The 18,121-nt window shown below is 50.7% G+C and carries 16 protein-coding genes; 3 read left to right on the top strand and 13 right to left on the bottom strand.

Features of this window, described 5'->3' with window-relative positions; translation table 11 throughout:
• Window positions 1–10: 10 nt before the first annotated feature.
• The 6 genes from ACM67B_RS00510 to ACM67B_RS00485 all read right to left on the bottom strand — a co-directional run bounded on the left by ACM67B_RS00510 (window position 11) and on the right by ACM67B_RS00485 (window position 3,852).
• Complete coding sequence (locus ACM67B_RS00510; protein WP_416189716.1) at window positions 11–601, bottom strand: NADH-quinone oxidoreductase subunit C; 591 nt, start codon at window positions 599–601, stop codon at window positions 11–13.
• 9 nt (window positions 602–610) lie between these two features.
• A complete protein-coding gene (locus tag ACM67B_RS00505; RefSeq protein ID WP_066075530.1) occupies window positions 611–1,090 on the bottom strand; it encodes a NuoB/complex I 20 kDa subunit family protein in 480 nt (159 codons plus the stop codon).
• Complete coding sequence (locus ACM67B_RS00500) at window positions 1,081–1,437, bottom strand: NADH-quinone oxidoreductase subunit A (RefSeq protein ID WP_095503515.1); 357 nt, start codon at window positions 1,435–1,437, stop codon at window positions 1,081–1,083. Before ACM67B_RS00500 ends, ACM67B_RS00505 begins: the two co-directional genes overlap by 10 nt.
• A 420-nt stretch (window positions 1,438–1,857) precedes the next feature.
• On the bottom strand, window positions 1,858–2,631 hold the full coding sequence (locus ACM67B_RS00495) for an IS3 family transposase (protein WP_416188878.1): 774 nt from the start codon (window positions 2,629–2,631) through the stop codon (window positions 1,858–1,860).
• Between the two features lie 23 nt (window positions 2,632–2,654).
• The gene (locus ACM67B_RS00490; RefSeq protein WP_416188879.1) at window positions 2,655–3,011 is read right to left on the bottom strand and encodes a helix-turn-helix domain-containing protein; all 357 of its coding nucleotides are present in this window, start codon (window positions 3,009–3,011) and stop codon (window positions 2,655–2,657) included.
• A 109-nt stretch (window positions 3,012–3,120) separates the two neighbouring features.
• Entirely contained in the window at window positions 3,121–3,852 is a 732-nt protein-coding gene (locus tag ACM67B_RS00485; protein ID WP_416189715.1) for a TIGR00730 family Rossman fold protein, read from the bottom strand.
• A 138-nt stretch (window positions 3,853–3,990) separates the two neighbouring features.
• Here ACM67B_RS00485 and truC point away from each other — a divergent pair, with 138 nt between their 5' ends.
• Window positions 3,991–4,695, top strand: a complete 705-nt coding sequence (truC, locus tag ACM67B_RS00480; protein WP_416190485.1) for a tRNA pseudouridine(65) synthase TruC — start codon at window positions 3,991–3,993, stop codon at window positions 4,693–4,695.
• A gap of 62 nt (window positions 4,696–4,757) precedes the next feature.
• Here truC and ACM67B_RS00475 read toward each other — a convergent pair whose 3' ends face one another.
• A complete protein-coding gene (locus ACM67B_RS00475) occupies window positions 4,758–5,675 on the bottom strand; it encodes a hypothetical protein (protein ID WP_416189714.1) in 918 nt (305 codons plus the stop codon).
• Window positions 5,676–5,853: 178 nt separating this feature from the next.
• Between ACM67B_RS00475 and ACM67B_RS00470 the strand changes: the two genes are divergently transcribed.
• Complete coding sequence (locus ACM67B_RS00470; RefSeq protein WP_416189713.1) at window positions 5,854–7,716, top strand: ribonuclease catalytic domain-containing protein; 1,863 nt, start codon at window positions 5,854–5,856, stop codon at window positions 7,714–7,716.
• 105 nt (window positions 7,717–7,821) lie between these two features.
• Here the strand turns inward: ACM67B_RS00470 and ACM67B_RS00465 are convergent, their stop codons facing one another.
• Window positions 7,822–9,252 carry a basic amino acid/polyamine antiporter gene (locus ACM67B_RS00465; protein ID WP_416189712.1) on the bottom strand — a complete coding sequence of 477 codons (1,431 nt, stop codon included), beginning with the start codon at window positions 9,250–9,252 and terminating at the stop codon, window positions 7,822–7,824.
• A 220-nt stretch (window positions 9,253–9,472) separates the two neighbouring features.
• Here ACM67B_RS00465 and ACM67B_RS00460 point away from each other — a divergent pair, with 220 nt between their 5' ends.
• On the top strand, window positions 9,473–10,102 hold the full coding sequence (locus tag ACM67B_RS00460) for a tellurite resistance TerB family protein (protein WP_416189711.1): 630 nt from the start codon (window positions 9,473–9,475) through the stop codon (window positions 10,100–10,102).
• 229 nt (window positions 10,103–10,331) lie between these two features.
• Here ACM67B_RS00460 and ACM67B_RS00455 read toward each other — a convergent pair whose 3' ends face one another.
• From ACM67B_RS00455 to ACM67B_RS00435, 5 genes are all read right to left on the bottom strand, one after another.
• A complete protein-coding gene (locus ACM67B_RS00455) occupies window positions 10,332–11,936 on the bottom strand; it encodes a tannase/feruloyl esterase family alpha/beta hydrolase (protein WP_416189710.1) in 1,605 nt (534 codons plus the stop codon).
• A gap of 60 nt (window positions 11,937–11,996) precedes the next feature.
• Window positions 11,997–12,167 carry a hypothetical protein gene (locus ACM67B_RS00450; protein ID WP_416189709.1) on the bottom strand — a complete coding sequence of 57 codons (171 nt, stop codon included), beginning with the start codon at window positions 12,165–12,167 and terminating at the stop codon, window positions 11,997–11,999.
• 68 nt (window positions 12,168–12,235) lie between these two features.
• Complete coding sequence (locus ACM67B_RS00445) at window positions 12,236–13,126, bottom strand: homocysteine S-methyltransferase family protein (RefSeq protein WP_416189708.1); 891 nt, start codon at window positions 13,124–13,126, stop codon at window positions 12,236–12,238.
• A gap of 224 nt (window positions 13,127–13,350) precedes the next feature.
• Window positions 13,351–17,520 (bottom strand): translocation/assembly module TamB domain-containing protein, encoded by a 4,170-nt coding sequence (locus ACM67B_RS00440; protein WP_416189707.1) that lies wholly within the window; start codon window positions 17,518–17,520, stop codon window positions 13,351–13,353.
• 125 nt (window positions 17,521–17,645) lie between these two features.
• The gene (locus tag ACM67B_RS00435) at window positions 17,646–18,107 is read right to left on the bottom strand and encodes a YybH family protein (protein WP_416189706.1); all 462 of its coding nucleotides are present in this window, start codon (window positions 18,105–18,107) and stop codon (window positions 17,646–17,648) included.
• Window positions 18,108–18,121: the final 14 nt, after the last annotated feature.

Genomic DNA, 18,121 nt, shown 5'->3' with positions numbered 1-18,121 from the left:
TAATTTGTTTTCACTCACCGTAATGCTCCTCGCGCACGATACGCGGCGTAATTTCGCGCGGCTCGATGGTAACGGGTTGGTAAATCACACGCTTTTGTGCTTCGTCGTAGCGCATCTCCACATGGCCGGATACCGGAAAATCTTTGCGGAACGGATGGCCGACAAAGCCGTAATCGGTCAGAATGCGGCGCAAATCAGGATGGTTGTTGAACAAGATGCCATACATATCAAAGGCTTCACGCTCATACCAATCGGCGCTGTTGTAAATCTCAACCACCGATTCCACCACCGGAAAATCATCATCTTGCGCCCACACGCGCACGCGGATGCGCTGGTTGTTTTGCACCGACAAGAGCTGGCTGACCACGGCAAAGCGTTTGCCCTGCCACGTGTCGTTACGGTAGGTGCTGTAATCCACGCCGCACAAATCGACCAGCAATTCAAAGCGTAAGGCTTCGTGGTCGCGCAGGGTGGTCATCACGTCCAAATAATGCTCGGGCAGACACTCGACGGTAATCTCACCCAAATCCTGAATCACGTTTAGCGCTTTGTCGCCCAACACGCCGACAGCCTGCTCGTATAAATGATTTAACGTTGCCATGCGGTCTCCTTAATCGCGCGCAATGGTTGAAGTGCGCTTGATTTTCTGCTGCAACTGAATTAGGCCGTAAATCAAGGCTTCCGCAGTTGGTGGGCAGCCCGGCACATACACATCCACCGGCACCACGCGGTCGGCGCCGCGCACCACCGAATAAGAATAGTGGTAATAGCCGCCGCCATTGGCACACGAGCCCATCGACAACACCCAGCGCGGCTCGGCCATTTGGTCGTACACGCGGCGCAGGGCAGGTGCCATTTTGTTGGTGAGCGTACCGGCCACAATCATCAAATCCGACTGGCGCGGCGACGGGCGGAAAATAATGCCGAAACGGTCAAGGTCGTAACGCGCCATGCCAGCGTGCATCATTTCCACCGCACAGCAAGCCAAGCCGAAAGTTACCGGCCACAGCGAGCCGGTACGCATATAATTCAACACCGTGTCCGCGCTGGTGGTGACGAAACCTTTTTTCAACACACCTTCTATTCCCATTCCAGCGCCCCTTTTTTCCATTCGTAAATAAAACCGACCGTCAGCAACACGATAAACACCATCATCGACCAGAAGCCGTAAACGCCCAGCTCTTTAAACACCACCGCCCACGGAAACATAAACGCCACTTCCAAATCGAACAAAATAAACAGAATCGCCACCAGATAGTAGCGCACGTCAAACTTCATGCGCGCGTTTTCAAAGGCTTCAAAGCCGCATTCAAACGGCGTGTCTTTTTCGTGGTAGTGGTTTTTCGGCCCCAGAATCGAGCCCAATAAGAGAAAGGCCACGCCGGCAATCAGGCCGACGAGGATAAAAATGAGAACGGGAAAGTAACTGGCTAACATGCTTGCACCTGAGTGTGTGGATGAGCAACATGGTCAAGGGTATTTTGTTCGCCCAAACAGCCGGCCGCAACACAACTCGCAAGGGCACATCCATCCGCCCCGCCACCGCTTTGGCCGATAACACAAAATACCGAAAAATAATTGGTTATTTTATCCAAAATTATAAGCCATTTAAAGATTAATATTGTGAAAAGCACAAAAAAACCTCAATAAATTCAATCATTTTTTGATAACGATTATTGTTTGTATTTATTTTAAACTTTCCGACATACAAACCTAATTCTTTAGAATTATCCGCATACTAGCCTTTAGGGCAATGATGGATTTTACCTATTCCACAGCCTATGAGTGCCAACCAACAAAAGGCCGTCTGAAAACCATGAACTGTCCCCCAATTCTTGGACAAATTAAAAATCTTTCTCAAACAGCCTGTTCAAGCTGGGTCCTGTAAGCCACAGGACTCAGCTTTTTTAAATTCAAACTAATACGTTCATAATTGTAGTAACGTATGTAATCATCTATCACTTTGGTCAACTCTGCCACCGATAACACACCTTCCTGATAGAAGCTTTCCACTTTTAATGTCCCGAAGAAACTCTCCATCGGTGCATTGTCCCAGCAATTCCCTTTGCGCGACATGCTCTGCACAATGCCTTTCTCCGCCAGCTTTTCCCGATAAGCCTGAGTTCGGTAAAGCACACCTTGGTCAGAATGCAGCAGCGGGGTCTGCCCTTTCAGACGGCCGAATGCCTTATCCAGCATCTGCATGACCATCTTGCTGTCCGGCTTTCTACTGAGCTCATAAGCCACAATCTCACGATTGAATACATCCAATATCGGCGATAAGTACAGTTTGCCGTCGGTGCATTTAAACTCGGTCACATCGGTCAACCATTTATCTCCCGCTTTATCAGCAGTGAATGCACGCTTAAGGATGTTTTTCGACGTCTCTCCTATAACTTGCGGACGATAGGATTTTTTGTTGCGCACTTTGGCTTTCAAACCCAATAATCCCATAATACGCTGCACTTTCTTTTTATTCCACGATAATACAGCTCCAATCCGCCGTTGGCCGTAGCGACCTTTGTGTTGGTGATAAACTTCACTCACCGCCGCTTTGGCTTCCATATCGGGATCGGATTTACCGATGTGGTAGTAGAAACTGCTTTTGGGTATGCCGGCACTGTGCAACAAGTATTTCAGCAGGTGCTTCGCCCTCAGCGTTTGAACGGTTTCGCAACTTTGGTGGCGTTCTTTTCGTTGAGGGCTTTCATGTGCTTTAGGTAGTCGATCTCCGCCCTCATGTAGCGTAACTCTTCAATCAGCTCTGCCTGAGTTTTTTCATGGTCGGGTTTGTCGACGATAAAGGGATTGTTGCGTTTGGTCTGCGTAGTCTTCATAAGCGTAGCCTGTGGGTGCTGAAGTGCGGCTATACCGCCTTGACGGTAGGCGGCAATCCAACGGCGCAGGTGGGTGCGTGAGACGTTGAAATGGTCTGCGGTACGCTGTTGGCTGTGCACTTGATGGTAATGGAGTACGGCTCGGTATTTGAAGTCTAGTGTATATTTGGACATAAGAAAACTGCACCTTTTTAAGTTGGGGGGAAGTGTCCAACTTTTGGGGTGCAGTTCACCACATTCATGCGTTTTCAGACGGCCTTTTTAATAACTTATTAATATTTCATCACAAACCCAACGACCAAGTATCGTTGCCTTGATCCGACAAATCTTCCAAGCGGTTTTCATAATGCGCGAAAATGTATTCCACAATTTCATCTTCATCATCAATCAATTGAATCAAATCCATGTCTTCCGGCGAGATCAAACGGTTGCCCAACAGCTGGTCTTTAATCCAATCCAACAACCCTGCCCAAAATACTTTGCCGACCAAAATAATCGGGCGGTTCGGGATTTTACCCGTTTGCACCAAAGTTAAGCTTTCAAACAATTCATCCAGCGTACCAAAACCACCCGGCATCACCACATAGGCCACCGCGTGTTTCACAAACATCACCTTGCGCGGGAAAAAGTGTTGGAATTTAATCGACAAATCCTGATACGGATTGGCATGCTGCTCATGCGGCAACACAATATTCAAGCCCACCGCAGGACTGGCACCGGCAAACGCACCCTTATTCGCCGCCTCCATAATGCCCGGCCCGCCGCCCGAAATCACCGAGAAACCGGCATCAGATAGCTTGCGCGACAAACGTTCGGTAAACAGATAATCCGCATGATCCACCGGCGTGCGCGCGCTACCGTAGATACTCACCGCCGGCTGAATCGCCCGCAATTCCTCGCCCGACTCGACAAACTCAGAAATAATCTTCAGCACATGATACGACTCGCGGCCATGAATTTCACGGCGCGTTTCATCGGTCAACATCGGCATCGGCAATTTTTTATGCAGCGTCATCTCGTTCTCCTTCAACTGTTTCAACCGATTGTAACGGATTTGGCTGAAAATACAACGCCTAAAGATTGTGCAAAAAACAGCAGCGTTTCAGACGGCCTCGTTTACAATAGAGGCCGTCTGAACCCCAAAGCCAATCATATGCTCGACATTCTCCACCACGACCACCACAGCATCGCCGTCAACAAACCGGCCGGCATGCTCGTTCACCGCTCATGGCTCGACCGCCACGAAACCCGCTTTGTCATGCAGACCCTGCGTGACCAAATCGGCCAACACGTTTACCCCGTGCACCGCCTCGACCGCCCGACCTCCGGCGTGTTGCTGTTCGCCCTCGACCCCGATTCCGCACGCACACTGACGCAACAATTTGAACGCAAAACCGTCACCAAAACCTATTGGGCGATTGTGCGTGGTCACCTGCCCGAACACGACCGCATCGACTATCCGCTCAAATACCAGCCCGACCAAATCGCCGAAAGCCGCACCGAAGCCACCTTACAAGATGCCGTCACCGACTACCGCTGCTTGGCGCAAACCGAATTACCCTTCCAATCCACCTTGCGCTATCCCACATCGCGCTATTCATGGGTAGAACTCACTCCGCACACCGGCCGCAAACACCAGCTGCGCCGCCACATGAAACACATTTTTCACCCCATCGTCGGCGACACCAACTACGGCGACCTGCGCCAAAACCACGCCGTGGCCGAACACTTGGGCACCAACCGCTTAATGCTGCACGCGCGGGCATTATCGTTTGAAAGTTTGGAAAACGGGGAAACGGTAAAGATTACCGCGCCGACTGATGAGCAATGGGCGGTTTGGTTGGAGAAGTTTGTGTAATGAGACAATGATTGAATATTGAAAGCCGTCTGAAACATGATTTTCAGACGGCCTTTTCATATTTATTTCTTTAGTGGTGTCAAGAACTCATTCCACATTCTCTTATCAGTTTCATCATATAAAATTTTTTCAAAATGTTTAAGATTGTCATATTCAAAAAAGCGCATTCCTTCTTCAATTAACTGTTCAATCTTATTTTTGGTAGAGGATATGTTTTGATGCCATTTATTCCAATCTTTTAATTCTTGATCAGTCAGTTTATCAATTCTTTCATGTGGAAATATTTTAAGCTTATCCTGTAATTCCAAAACTAATAGTTCTCTAAGCCCTTCTACTGAACTCATAATACCCAAGCCTGCAATATCAGCAATCTTTTCTTCCCTGTACTGTAAATCTTTTGACATCTTAGTTGCAGCCCCTCTCCTAGAGCTTTCCAAATCCTTCTCCTCTTTCGTTAATTCTCGAACCTTTGTTAAAGTATTATTTCTTGTTTTTGCCATATCCCGAATCTTATTACTAATAAGACTTGGAACTAAACGACTCTCACTTTCCCCATTTATTGATTTTAAGAACCTTATAATATCCTTACTAATCTGTATCTTATTTTCAACCCAATTAATTAATCCATTTCTTTCATTCCTATCAAAATAATTGAGTTTTTCTCGGTACTCTTTCATATCCAAATCATGGTCTAACATTTTTGACATTGTTTCAAAATCAACACCGAAATATTTTTTCCCACAATGATTCCCTATATTTGTTATATAGCCATCAGTAGTACAAACTATATACCCACGTTTATGAGGAGTTCTGCATATTGATAATCCGCACTTAACTTCTTCACTTTCATAATAGCGCCCAATAATTTCCTTTAGCTCTTTCTCTTGTGGATTTAAATTTTGGATAAACCCGGGAAGTTCTGCCAAATCACTCCAATTACTATGTCGGACTAATTCTTTGTTTACATTAAGTGTAATCATTTAAACAACCACTCCTATGCCAAAAGAGTAATTCTATCATTTTTCAAAAATGCAAACATATATCTAATAGATATATCATATGATTTTTTAAAAATATCAAATATATTTTTAAAATGAAGCTTTCAGACGGCCTTTCTGCTAAAATCCACACCTTAAAAATTTACCTAACCGCAAGCAAATGAATATTTTTTACGAAGAATCCGGCCAGTTTAAAGTTGCTGCCATCGTGCAGAAAAACGATGCCACGTACCAAGTCGATACCCAACACGGCAAGCGCACGAAGGTGAAGGCGAATAATGTGTTTACCGAGTTTAGCGGCGACATGGCGGCGTTTTTGGAGAAAGCGCAGGCGGATGCGGCTGAGATTGACACGGATTTGCTGTGGGAAGTGTGCGGGGAAGACGAGTTTTCTGCCGAAGCGATTGCGGAAGAATATTTCGGCCACGCGCCGAGCCAAGCGGAATTGGCGGCGACTTTGATTGCGCTGTATGCCGCGCCGATGTATTTCTACAAAAAGGCCAAGGGCGTGTTTAAAGCCGCGCCGGAAGAAACTTTAAAACAAGCTTTGGCGGCGATTGAGCGCAAAAAGCAGCAAGATGCGCAAATTGATGCGTGGGCGGCGGCTTTGCAGGCAGGTGAAATGCCGTCTGAAATCGCGGCGGATTTGAAAACGATTTTACACGCGCCCGACAAGCAGGCTTTGACTTATAAGGCATTTATCAAAGCGGCGGACGCATTGAAATTGCAGCCGTATGATTTGGCCAAGCAAACCGGCGCGGTGACGTCGCTGCCGCAATACCTGCTCGATGCGTTTGAAATGAAGCATTATCCGCAAGGCGCGGTGTTGGCGGATATGGAAGTTGCGCCGCTGCCTGAATTGCCTCAAGCCGATGTGGCGGCGTTTTCGATTGACGACGAATCCACCACCGAAGTGGACGATGCCTTGAGCCTGACCGATTTGGGCAACGGCCTGAAACGCGTCGGCATCCACATCGCCGCGCCGTCGTTGGCGATTGAATCGGGCAGCGCAATTGAAAAAACGGTGATGAGCCGCTTGAGCACGGCCTATTTCCCCAACGGCAAAATCACCATGTTGCCGGAAAACTGGATTGCCGCATTCAGCTTGGACGAAGGCGCATACCGTCCGGCAGTGAGCATTTATTTTAATGTCGATGCCGAGTTCAACTTGGTCGGCGAGCCGGTGAACAAAATCGAAGCGGTCAACATCGCCGAAAATCTGCGTATTCAAGCGATTGAGCCGCATTTCAACGCCGAAACCGGCTTGGATGCCGCCGGTGAAGCCATGTTCAACCATCATCAGGATTTGATTTGGTTTCATCAGTTTGCCATCGCGCGCCAAAAAGCACGCGGCAAATACGAAGAAAACCGCGCACCACAATACGATTACAGCGTGGAAGTGGCTTCAGACGGCATCGTCTCCGTTACCCGCCGCGAACGCGGTTCGCCCATCGACACGCTGGTGAGCGAAATGATGATTCTGGCCAACAGCACATGGGCGCAAATGCTCGATGAAAACGATTTGCCGGGCTTGTTCCGCGTGCAGCCAAGCGGCAAAGTGCGCATGAGCACCCAATCCGAGCCGCACATCGGCATGGGCGTGCAACATTACGGCTGGTTCACCTCGCCGCTGCGTCGCGCCGCCGACTACATCAACCAAAAACAGCTTATCAGCCTGATTGACGAACGCAGCGAAGCCCTGTTCCACAAAAACGATGCCGAGCTCTTCGCCGCGCTGCGCGATTTCGACACCGCCTATTCCGCCTATGCCGATTTCCAACGCCAAATGGAAGCCTACTGGAGCTTGGTGTACTTAGAACAGCAAGGCACGAAAGAACTCACCGCCACGGTGTTGAAAGAAGACTTGGTGCGCATCGAAGGGCTGCCGCTGGTAACCCGCGCGGTGGGCATTCCGTTTGACACTTTGCCGAAATCGCAAGTGCTGCTGAACATCACCGGATTAGATTCGGAAAAGCAGTTTATCGGTTTGAATTATGTGAAAGCGGTAGCACCGCAGGTTTGATTGAATAAAGTATACAAAGGCCGTCTGAAAACGTTTTCAGACGGCCTTTTGTAATTAAATCAATGTTTTCCGCCTGCCTAAAAAGCAGGCGGTTTTTGTTCCGCCTCAAGCCGACAGGCTGGCCACCAACTGCTGCACCGCCGGCACGGCCAAGACCGCCAACACCAGCAGAATCGCTTTTTCAAAGCCCTTGAGTTTCAGACGGCCATGATGTTTGTATTGCGAATAAAGATACAGCAACACACCCGGCAGATACAGCAACACGGAAAACAGCAAATATTCCGTGCCCGCCGCATACACAATCCACAGCGCGTACACGGTGGCAATCAGGCCGATAAGTTTGATGCCGATGCTTAAATTCTGTGTGAAAGCGAGTTTGAGCAAAAACGCGCCGATGAGGAAATACGGAATCAGAATCATCGAGGTGGAAATCAGCAGCAGCGTTTCATAGCTATTGCCGGTCTGCCAAACCAAAAACAGACACAATTGCACCGTCAGCGTGGTAAACAATAGCGAGCCGCGCGCCACGCTGTTTTGGTTGAGCTTCACAAACGATGGCGGGAATGCGCCGTTTTTCGCGCCCAAGTGCGGGATTTCGGTGGCATACAGCGTCCAACTCAAATACGACGACAACACCGACACAATCAAACACACGCTAATCAACACTTTGCCCCATTGGCCGACCATGTGCGCCAACACGCCCGCCATCGACGGATTGGCCATCTCGGCAATTTCGGCACGCGGCAAAATACCCTGCGCCAACACGGTAATCGCTACATACATCGCCAGCACCAACACCACGCCCAACACGGTCGCTTTGCCGACATCGGCACGGCTTCTGGCGTGTTTCGACAACACCGCCGCACCCTCAATACCGGTAAATACCCACAGCGTAATCAGCATGGTGTTTTTCACTTGGCTCATGATGCTGGCATCAGGATTTTCCGGCGTGGCCAAACTCGCGCCCGTCCAATCAGCCATAAACACATCGCTTTTGAAGAAATAAGCCGCCAAACCGATAAACACAATCAGTGGGAACACTTTCACAAACGTTGCCACCAAGTTCACGCCTGCCGCTTCTTTAATGCCGCGTGCCACCAGCCAATAAATCAGCCACGCTACCGCCGATTCGCCGAGAAACGCCCAAAAGGTGTTGCCCTTGCCAAACAACACAAAATCGGGTGTATCGGTAAACGTGCCGACCGCTTCAAATGCCACCACCAGATAGCCGACGATACCGACCGTGGTGCACAACCAATAGCCCCAAGCCGAAAAGAAACCGACCATGTCGCCGAAGCCTTCGCGTGCATAAGTGTAGATGCCGCCATCAAGATCTGGGCGCAACCGTGCCAACACCGCAAACGAAATGCCCAAGAAAATAATCCCGACACCGGTAATCAGCCAGCCGATGAGCAAGGCTTTCGATCCGGCCACCGAGGCCATGTTTTGCGGCAGGCTGAAAATGCCCGAGCCGATCATGGAGCTGATCACCAACGCCGTGAGAGCGGCCAGCCCGATTGTGGATTTGGAAGACATTAATCTCTTTCTGAATTTTTTGTGGGGGCGGCAATTTTAACCGATTTACACAAAATCTGCTCAAAAAGGCCGTCTGAAACATACCCTTAGCACAGGAATCGTATTCAGACGGCCGCTAATGTAAACAGGCTTTTCAAATACTTAACCTTCGCCAAGCTTGGCAATGACACGGAAAACCGATATGTTAAGAACACAACTCACTCATTAAGAAAGACCGACCATGAACTTAAACAGCTTATTGAATTTGGTTTTGAACAGCGTTCAGAAAAACAACACACCTGCCGCAGGTGCCAACAGCGGCGGTTTGCTCGGTTCATTGGGCGGCAGCGCCGTAGCGGCCAGCTTGGTGTCGATGTTGTTGAAAAAGAAAAACACCGGTTCGCTGGCAAAAGTCGGCTCATTGGCCGCGCTGGGCATGCTGGCCTACCAAGCCTATCAAGGCTGGCAGAAAAACAACCCGACCAAGCCTGCGCCCTTAAAAAGCGATTTCGAGCCGAATGAAAGCAAGGCCGAAGAACAAAGCCGCGTGTTATTGCGTACCATGATTGCCGCCGCCGCTTCAGACGGCCTGATCGATGAAAACGAGAAACAGCTCATCAGCAACGAGAGCGGCGACGATCCGGCTACCTTGCGTTGGTTGGCTGCCGAATACGCCAATCCGGCCAGCATTGCCGATATCGCCCAAGCCGTCGGCAACGACCGCGCTTTGGCTTCCGGCGCTTACCTTGCCGCCCGCGTGGTGTGTGACGATATGTCGCGCAAAGAAATCGTGTTCCTCGCCCAATTGGCCGAAGCACTGAATTTGGACGAAGAATTGGTAGAAAAACTGGAGCAGCAATTGGGTTTGTAATCCGATGATTGCTACTGATGACACATGATAAAGGCCGTCTGAAAAATGATTTTTCAGACGGCCTGAGACCTTTGTAAAACCCCAGATTTGAGTACAGTTCGAAGTTATAGCAGCACAGAAAGCGCAGACATATCATCAAGATAGGCAAGATTTCGAGCAGCGCATAACGAAGAAATGTACCAAAGATGGGGATTTTGCAAAGGTCTCGGCCTTTTGCTATTGCCTTATTTTATTCACACACAAAACTTTCCGCTTTGTGCTCATCGCCGCCTTTATATACGGCGATTTTCGGATATGCACACAGCGGCATGCTGCGGTTGGGGAAAGATTTGCCTTTTGCCAGCAACCACTCCGGCGCTTGGCCTTTGTCGTGCCAATTTTCCAAGGCAGTGAGCGGGTCGAAATCGTCAAACGCTTTACCACGACCGCAATGGTTCATGCCCGGCACCATAAACATGCGGCTGAAGTTTTCCGCATTCGGCGTGTCGCGCTGCATGGCAACAAACCAGTCGCGCTGGTCTTTGGCGGAAAACACCGGATCGGAAATGCCAGTGACGATGATGAGCTTGCCGCCATTTTTTTGGAATGCACTCATGTCGGTATCGGTGGCATCGTTGATTTTGCCGGTGGCGTAGGTTTTCGGCGTATCGGTGTCGAAATCAAAACGGCTGAAATCAAAATCGGGCACAGGTGGCGTCATGAAATACCATTTCAGCGAACCATAACCGAGCGTCACATTGCGGGCATTCGGTTCGGCAGTTTGCGAAGTGCCCAATTTCCAGCGGCGCCAGTCTTCGCCGTTGATGCCCGAATCGTAAAACCAGCCGCTGTAAATCTGCTCGCCTTTGCTGTTTTTCGCGCCGTCAAACACGGCTTTGAGTACGGCGGTTTTGGCAGGGCTCAAGCCGGCCATTTCAGGGCGGAAGTCGCAGCTTTCCCATGCGTTAATCACGCCGTCTTTCAAGCCGTCTTTGGCATCGCAGCGATTGAGCACCGCTTGGCTGACTTTGTCCAAATCGGCTTGAGTCAGTGCGTTGGCCAAGATTTTATGGCCGTCTGAATTTTTCGGTGCGATTTTCATCAATTGGTGTGTGTCCCACACTTCGGCCACTGCCGCGCGCGACAAACGAAAACCCGGATTGGCGGCAATCACGCCGTCAAATTCAGTCGGATAGCGTTGCGCCGCAATCATCGCTTCACGGCCGCCGTTGGAGCAGCCCATAAAATAGCTGTGTTGCGGTGTGCTTTGATAGAGCTTTTGAATCAGCTGCTTGGCCACTTTGGTCACTTTGCCGGTGGATTGATAAGCGAAATCCAAACGCGCCTGCGGATCAGCACCGAAATCAGGTGTCGGCGTCGGATGGCCGCCGTCCATGCTGACCACAGCATAGCCGCGCGTTAAAGCCGGCATAGCGGTTGAGGTGCGCACCGGAATGCTGCCCAATGCCGGCGCGACAAAACCATCCACCCCGCCACCGCCTTGGAACAGAAACTTGCGGTTCCAGTTTTGCGGCAAACGCATTTGGAATTTGGTGCCGTAAGGTTTGCCATCCACACCGGTGCGTGTGCCAATCTCGCCTTCCACCACACAATGCGCCCCTGCTTGTTTGCCGGCGGTCGAGCCTCTGGTGAGTGACGACATGCGGTCAGCGCCCACCAGCCCATCGTTTGACCATTCTGCTTTGGTAATTTTAGTGTGTTCAATCTGCGCTTGTTTTAAGGCAAGGCATTGTTCGGCGGCCGGCGGATTGGCCGCGTTGTTAGGCTGATTCGGGCTGCTGCAGGCGGTGGCCGCAAAGGCGGCGGAAAGGACAAAAGCAAGTTTCGGGTTCATGGGTTTACCTTTTGATTGTTTAGAAAACACCAACCATCATTAGGCCGTCTGAAAGATAACTCAGTTCAAACGTCGGTAGATTTTTTCGGCGATTTTAATCCCAGCAAAACACAGCACAAACGCCAAGATAATTTGCACGATACCGGGCAGGGGCAAGCGGCGCAGCAACAGAAAATAAAGCCCCCAGCCGATAAGGTTGCCGATAATATTAATCACAAGAGTAGGGCGCATATTAATCCGTTTTGAGTATCCATATGTTCAGACGGCCTCACCTAAAATGAGGCCGTCTAAAACGCGATTTATAATTGTTCGGCCAATACCTGAATATGTTCAGGGCCGATGCCGCAGCAGCCGCCGACAATACCTGCGCCTGCCGCCACCCATTCTTGCGCCCAGCGCAAATAGTTCGGCGGCGTGGTATCTTTACGGATTTCGTCCAAGCCGTCATTGGCGGCATTCATCTCGTCTTCCACCGGTTCGAAGGCGTTGGCATAAACACCTATTTTCAATGACTTACCTTGTTTTTCTAACGCTAATTCAGCGCATTCGACTGCCGCCAACATCACTTCCGGACGACTGCAATTAAACAGCAAAGCCTCTGCCTCTAAAGCGGCTACGGCTTGCGCCGCCTCTGCCACCGACTCACCCGAACGCAACACCGGCGCATCGTGTTCGTGCGTATCTTCCAAGGTAAACGACACCCAAAACGGTTTGCCGTCATCCGGCAGGCAGCTGCGCCAGAATTCAGCTTCGGCAATGCTACTTTGCGTTTCCGCCAGCCAAATATCGTTATAGGTTTTCAAGCCGTTGATTAATGGTTTCGCCAACTCGGGGGCGGCCGAAGCGTCGAACAAATCAGGGCGGTATGAACCAAACAACGGCGGCAATGAAGCGGCCACTTTCACGTCTTTGCCGCTTTGGTCGGCGGCTTCTCGGGCAAGTTGACCGGCGGTGGCGGCCAAGCTTTCGGCTTCTTCTGAAAAGCGTTGCTCGCCAATGTGAAATGGCACCACCGCATAGCTGTTGGCGGTAATCACTTGAGCGCCGGCGCGGATATAGTCGACATGGGTATCACGCACGATATCAGGTGCTTCGGTCAGGGCAAGTGCCGACCATTCGGGTTGGCGGAACGGTGCGCCACGGCGGTGCAGCTCGCGCCCCATGCCGCCATCTAAAATAATGGGTTTCATGTTTGTCTTTCTGATAAGCGGTTTCATTATAAAGGCTGAGACCTTTGCAAGGCCCCAGATTTGAGCACAGTTCGAAGTTAGAGCAGCGCAGAAAGTACAGACATATCACCAAGATAGGCAAGCTTTCGAGCAGCGCATAACGAAGAAATGTGCCAAAGATGGGGAGTTTGCAAAGGTCTCAGGCCGTCTGAAAAACTTTGTAACTTTTCAGACGGCCTGCTTATTTAAGGTTGTTTTTCTTTTTCTGCTTCTTCTTTGTCGGCTTTTTTAAACCAGCGGTCAAAGCGGATGGTGTATTTCAATTCACCACCTGATGATTCGCTGCCGACACGGGCAATCGCTTGAATCGAGCGGGTCAGTTGGTAAATCAGTTTGACTGACTGCTCGGCGCTGGTTAGGCCGTATTCGTACCCGAGATACAACTCTTGCGACAATTGTTTGCCCACGGTTAGCACCTGTTCGGCCGGATTGAGTTCGCCGGTTTGGGCATTGCGGCTGCGTTTGCTGGTCATGCCGAAATCGTCCACCAAACCCAAACGGTCGTTGAGCTGCCCTGCCAACAAAGCACCGGCGGCGGCAGACAATACCGCTTCATCGCCATCGCTGCCGCTGCTGGCACGGTTCAGAATCAGCCACGAGAGTTTGTCTTTTTCGCTCATGGCTTCATCGGCCACTAAGGTGATGCGCGGATCACTCAAATTACCCAGCACTTCCACACCCGCGCCCACCGGCGACAGACGGCGCTCGGCGCGGATATTCAGATTCGGGTCACCCAGTGGGCCAACGAAAGAAATCGTGCCTTTGGTAATGTCCAAATCCTGACCATAGGCTTTGTAGCGACCTTTGACTACCTTCACCGTGCCGATGCCCTGTACCGTTTCACCCGGTCGGGCAGTCAGCTTCAATGTGCCACCCAAGGTCACGTTCAAGCCTTCACCGACAAAGCGCACGCTGTCGTTCAAGTCCAAATCCAAATCCATGAAAATCGGCGTAGTGGCGGCTTGCTCTTTCGGCGGCTCGCCCAATACCACCACATCGTCATCCAAGGTCGGCATGGATGATTCTTGGAAACCGAATTGGCCGAAGTCGGCTTTTAATCCGCCCACCAAAGACACACCGCGCTGCACGTTATACAGCACTTTGGCCCTGCCACTTAACGCCAAACGGCGGTTCGGTCGGGAAAGTGTGCGGTATTTATCGAACACGATATCGACATCGACATCGGGATTCACGTCTTCCAATTCGACTCGGCCTTTCAATTCGACTGTGCCGCCACGATAGAATTTCAGGCTGTCGATGATCCAATGGCGGCCTTGCAGACGCGAGCGCAATACGCCGTTGTCCAAAATCAAACCTTGTGCCTGATTGCGGTAATAGAGATTGTCGCCGTTGAGCGTGCCGTTAAACAGCGGATCGCCGACACTGCCGCCCAAGTTCACCGCGCCAATCAGACGGCCTTTGATGGTTTGGCCGACCGGAATGAAATTGCGGAACACTTCCAAATTGGCAACATTCAGATTAATGCGGCCGCTCAAAGGCGAAGTACCCAAGCTGTTGCCCTGACCAATATTGATGATGCCGTCGCCGTTACCATAATTGGTGTTGAGTTTCAGATTAGACGCGATGCTCGGCGTGGCCACGCGCCCGCCCAACACTGCGCTGCCAACGAAACTGCCGCTTAAGCTTTGTGCCGATGGCGGCAAGAGCGGGCGTAAAGCGGTTAAATCGGAAATATTGGCGTTCACGCGGCCGGTGAGCGGCGCATTGGCCAAATTGCCGCCGAATTGCTGGTTGATGCCGACATCGGCATCAACGCGGCCGAAACGGCTGTTGCCGTCGAGCTGTGCATCGATGCGGTTGTTTTGGAAACGGGTGCGCAAGGATAAGTTGCTCAAGCCCAAAGACTGGTTGTTTTGCGGCAGAATCACATCGCCGCCCTGACGCATGATATTCAGGTAGCCGCGGGCGTTTTCGCTGTACGACATATCCCAATCGCCACCCAACACCAGATTATGGCTCACCGGCGGCTGATAGAAATTGTGCAATTCGGCCATGTGCAGGTTTTGCGCGCTGCCTTTGGTGGTGATGCCGCTGCGTTTATCCCACACGAAGCTTTGCAGATTCAATACACCGCCCATCGCCGCCCATCGCGCCGGACTCATCGCCACGCGTTCGGCGCCGGCTTCCAAGTTCATGCGATTTTGCAGCTTGAGGTTAAACGCACCGCTGATGTCGAGCGCATTCACCACGCCTTTCCATTGATCTAGGTCTTGATTCAGACCACCATTGGCATCAAGGTCGAGCTTGTAAGGTTTGCTGTCTAAAACCATATTGCCGGTGCCGCGGATGCGGTGGTTGAGGCCGGTACCGTTCATGCTCAGGTTGATGGCATCAATCACTGTCGGTGCTTCACCTGCAAACACAATCCGATCGCCGGAAATTTCTGCCGTCAGCGGCTTGGTCACATCAGGTGAGCCTTTGAGTTTGAAATCCAAATCGCGCACATTGAACAAATCACCCACACGCAGGGCGCGCGCTTCGCCGGATAAATCGGTTTCCAAAGTTTTGATGCCGTCTGAAAGATCACCGCCCAAATAGCCTTTGGCATTGAGCAAACCGCTCAAACCGAAACCGAAGCGCGATAAATCGGGGGCGCTGATATTCAGATTCAGGCGGTCGCCTTTTTTGCCGAAGCTGCCGCTGGTATTGATAACATTGGTGCCGAGCTTAAGGTCGGTCAGCGCACGCGGCAGGTGTTGGTCTTCATACAAAATATCAGCCTTACCGCTCAAGGACACGCCATTGAGCGTACTCGGGCCAAACTGCATTTTGCCGCCGAATTTCTGCTTGCCTAGTTCGCCCGTCAGCGCGATATTACCGTTGATATTGCCTATCGGAAGCTGTTTATCCATCTTGCTCGGATTGAAATTTTTACTCACAATATCGAGTTTAAGCAGTTGATTTTTAAAGAACTGAAGCTCACCTCCGGCTGTAATTTCACCGCCATCCTGCGGTGTTAATCTCACATCCGAAAGCTTGAGTGTACGCTGGCCTTGCTGCTTGTCGGTCAGGATGGAAAGCAGACCGGTGGTGCGGGCAAAACCGCTGTCGAGCAACCAATCAATGTTCGGCGATGCAGTCTCGCCTTTGATGTTGATGTTGCCGTTTAGACGGCCGGCAATGTTTTGCTGCACCGCATCGGCGGCGGCGACATTTTCTACACCGACGGCCAAATCCAATTGCTGTTTGACGGTATCGATGCTGCCTGCTGCTTTCAGACGGCCTTGTTGCAGCAATTCAAATTCCGCTTCATTGATTTTGACCATGCCTTGCTCGTCAATCGTGAATTCTGCTAAGGCGGCACGCACGGGAATGCCGTTGTTGTCGGCAAAGTCGGCTTGGCTGTTGCCCAAGTCCAGCGCACCATCTAAGGCAATACCGTCGGTAAACGAAGGCACGAGAATGGCATCAAAGGTCAAGTTGGCTTTAGGCAGCGACGGCATAAATGCTTCGGGATTAATGTTGATGCCCTTCACATGTACTTCGCCCACCATATCATTCAGTTTTGAGGCAAACGGATGCATAATGGAATTGGCATGCAAATGCACCTGCTTGCCATCAAGCAGGATTTGCGTCTTCACGTCTTGCAGGCTGCCCCAGAAGCGGGTGGTACCGTGGAAGGTTTCACCTTCTAATTCACCTTTGGTATAAATCGCGGTATTGAGTGGAAACGGGCTTTGTAAGCCCAATACCACCGCGCCGGCCGATTCGCTCCACGGCGTTTTGGCTTCAGCCAAGTCCAAACGGTGTTCTTTACGGTCGTAATGGTAGGCAGCTTTGAGTTTTTCGATGTAAACGGTTTGCTCATCGAAGTTAGGGCCTAACGTAATTTTGCCGGTTTCGGCATGATCGACGAACACGGTCACCGGCAAGTCGATGCTCTCAGGCAGGCCGTCTGAAGGTTTGTCTTCTTTTGGCGGGGTCGGCTTGGTGACAATGGCGATGTCACCGGCGATTAATTCTTTGATGTGCAGGCTCGGGCGGGTTAATTCAGACGGCACCCATTGCAGCGTGAGCTTGCTGATTTTGATGTCGGCACCTTTGGTTTCAATCAGCCATTCATCACCGCGTACACCATCAATCAAGGTGCCTTGTAAGGTTTTGGAGCTGATGTTCACGCCGAACCATGATGGGATTTTGTAGAGACCGAAGCGCAAGCCGGATTCGGTGCTGGCCACCCACCCCACCAAACCGAGCAGACACACCAACACACACAACAGCAGCCATGCCAACACGTGCAGCCAGCGGCGTTTGCGCTTAGGCGGCGTTTCAGACGGCCTGTTGTCGATTGGCGGCGTGTCCACCGCAGCGGTAGGTGCTTGTTCTGTGGTCATGGTTACGATACAAAAAAGAAGGTTTATGTTCAGCAGCCTTCATGCATTTGATAGGCCGTCTGAACATGAAAAATTTCGGTGAAACTATATTGGTAATATTAAACAAATAATTTTAGGAGCTTATTTTATAAATCATCATGCGCCCACATTTCACGCAGCTTAGGAATGCTATCCGGATCAAATGCATGCCGCAGAGACAGATGTCCATGCGTCATCAACCATTTGCTGTCGGTCTTACGGAAAATAAGCGACATATTCCACGATAAGAAAATTTCTTCTTGGCCGTTTTCGTCTTGCTTATAAGTTGTAAAACCAAATGTCAGCAATACTTCATTTTCACTCAACACTCGGCAAATTTGATTGTGATATGCCTGCCGCACTATACCGGTGTCGTCACCTGAGTGAATACGCTTAAAATGTTGGCGTACTGCTTCACGTCCCACAAGAAAATGTTGGGCAAGGGGATCGACATAAATAACGTCTTCCGCCAATGCATCCATATAGGCCGTCGGATCGCCACTACTCCACCGCCACTGTATTTGCTGCTCGAAATCAACGAGTGTTTCGATTTCTTGAGGTGTCATCATAGGGGGTCTCCATC

It is taken from the genome of Neisseria sp. CCUG17229 (genome assembly GCF_047839235.1).
In the GTDB taxonomy this organism is placed as follows: domain Bacteria; phylum Pseudomonadota; class Gammaproteobacteria; order Burkholderiales; family Neisseriaceae; genus Neisseria; species Neisseria brasiliensis.
The sequence above is the reverse complement of the archived record's forward strand: the minus strand, read 5'-3'. Positions and strand labels throughout refer to the sequence as shown.

What these genes read in the sequence shown, in the direction of transcription:
- ACM67B_RS00445 (WP_416189708.1), bottom strand. Translation starts at nt 13,126, where the DNA reads ATGAAACCCATTATTTTAGATGGCGGCATGGGGCGCGAGCTGCACCGC.
- truC (WP_416190485.1), top strand. Translation starts at nt 3,991, where the DNA reads ATGCTCGACATTCTCCACCACGACCACCACAGCATCGCCGTCAACAAA.
- ACM67B_RS00485 (WP_416189715.1), bottom strand. Translation starts at nt 3,852, where the DNA reads ATGACGCTGCATAAAAAATTGCCGATGCCGATGTTGACCGATGAAACG.
- ACM67B_RS00475 (WP_416189714.1), bottom strand. Translation starts at nt 5,675, where the DNA reads ATGATTACACTTAATGTAAACAAAGAATTAGTCCGACATAGTAATTGG.
- ACM67B_RS00505 (WP_066075530.1), bottom strand. Translation starts at nt 1,090, where the DNA reads ATGGGAATAGAAGGTGTGTTGAAAAAAGGTTTCGTCACCACCAGCGCG.
- ACM67B_RS00465 (WP_416189712.1), bottom strand. Translation starts at nt 9,252, where the DNA reads ATGTCTTCCAAATCCACAATCGGGCTGGCCGCTCTCACGGCGTTGGTG.
- ACM67B_RS00470 (WP_416189713.1), top strand. Translation starts at nt 5,854, where the DNA reads ATGAATATTTTTTACGAAGAATCCGGCCAGTTTAAAGTTGCTGCCATC.
- ACM67B_RS00450 (WP_416189709.1), bottom strand. Translation starts at nt 12,167, where the DNA reads ATGCGCCCTACTCTTGTGATTAATATTATCGGCAACCTTATCGGCTGG.
- ACM67B_RS00510 (WP_416189716.1), bottom strand. Translation starts at nt 601, where the DNA reads ATGGCAACGTTAAATCATTTATACGAGCAGGCTGTCGGCGTGTTGGGC.
- ACM67B_RS00455 (WP_416189710.1), bottom strand. Translation starts at nt 11,936, where the DNA reads ATGAACCCGAAACTTGCTTTTGTCCTTTCCGCCGCCTTTGCGGCCACC.
- ACM67B_RS00490 (WP_416188879.1), bottom strand. Translation starts at nt 3,011, where the DNA reads ATGTCCAAATATACACTAGACTTCAAATACCGAGCCGTACTCCATTAC.
- ACM67B_RS00500 (WP_095503515.1), bottom strand. Translation starts at nt 1,437, where the DNA reads ATGTTAGCCAGTTACTTTCCCGTTCTCATTTTTATCCTCGTCGGCCTG.
- ACM67B_RS00460 (WP_416189711.1), top strand. Translation starts at nt 9,473, where the DNA reads ATGAACTTAAACAGCTTATTGAATTTGGTTTTGAACAGCGTTCAGAAA.
- ACM67B_RS00435 (WP_416189706.1), bottom strand. Translation starts at nt 18,107, where the DNA reads ATGATGACACCTCAAGAAATCGAAACACTCGTTGATTTCGAGCAGCAA.
- ACM67B_RS00440 (WP_416189707.1), bottom strand. Translation starts at nt 17,520, where the DNA reads ATGACCACAGAACAAGCACCTACCGCTGCGGTGGACACGCCGCCAATC.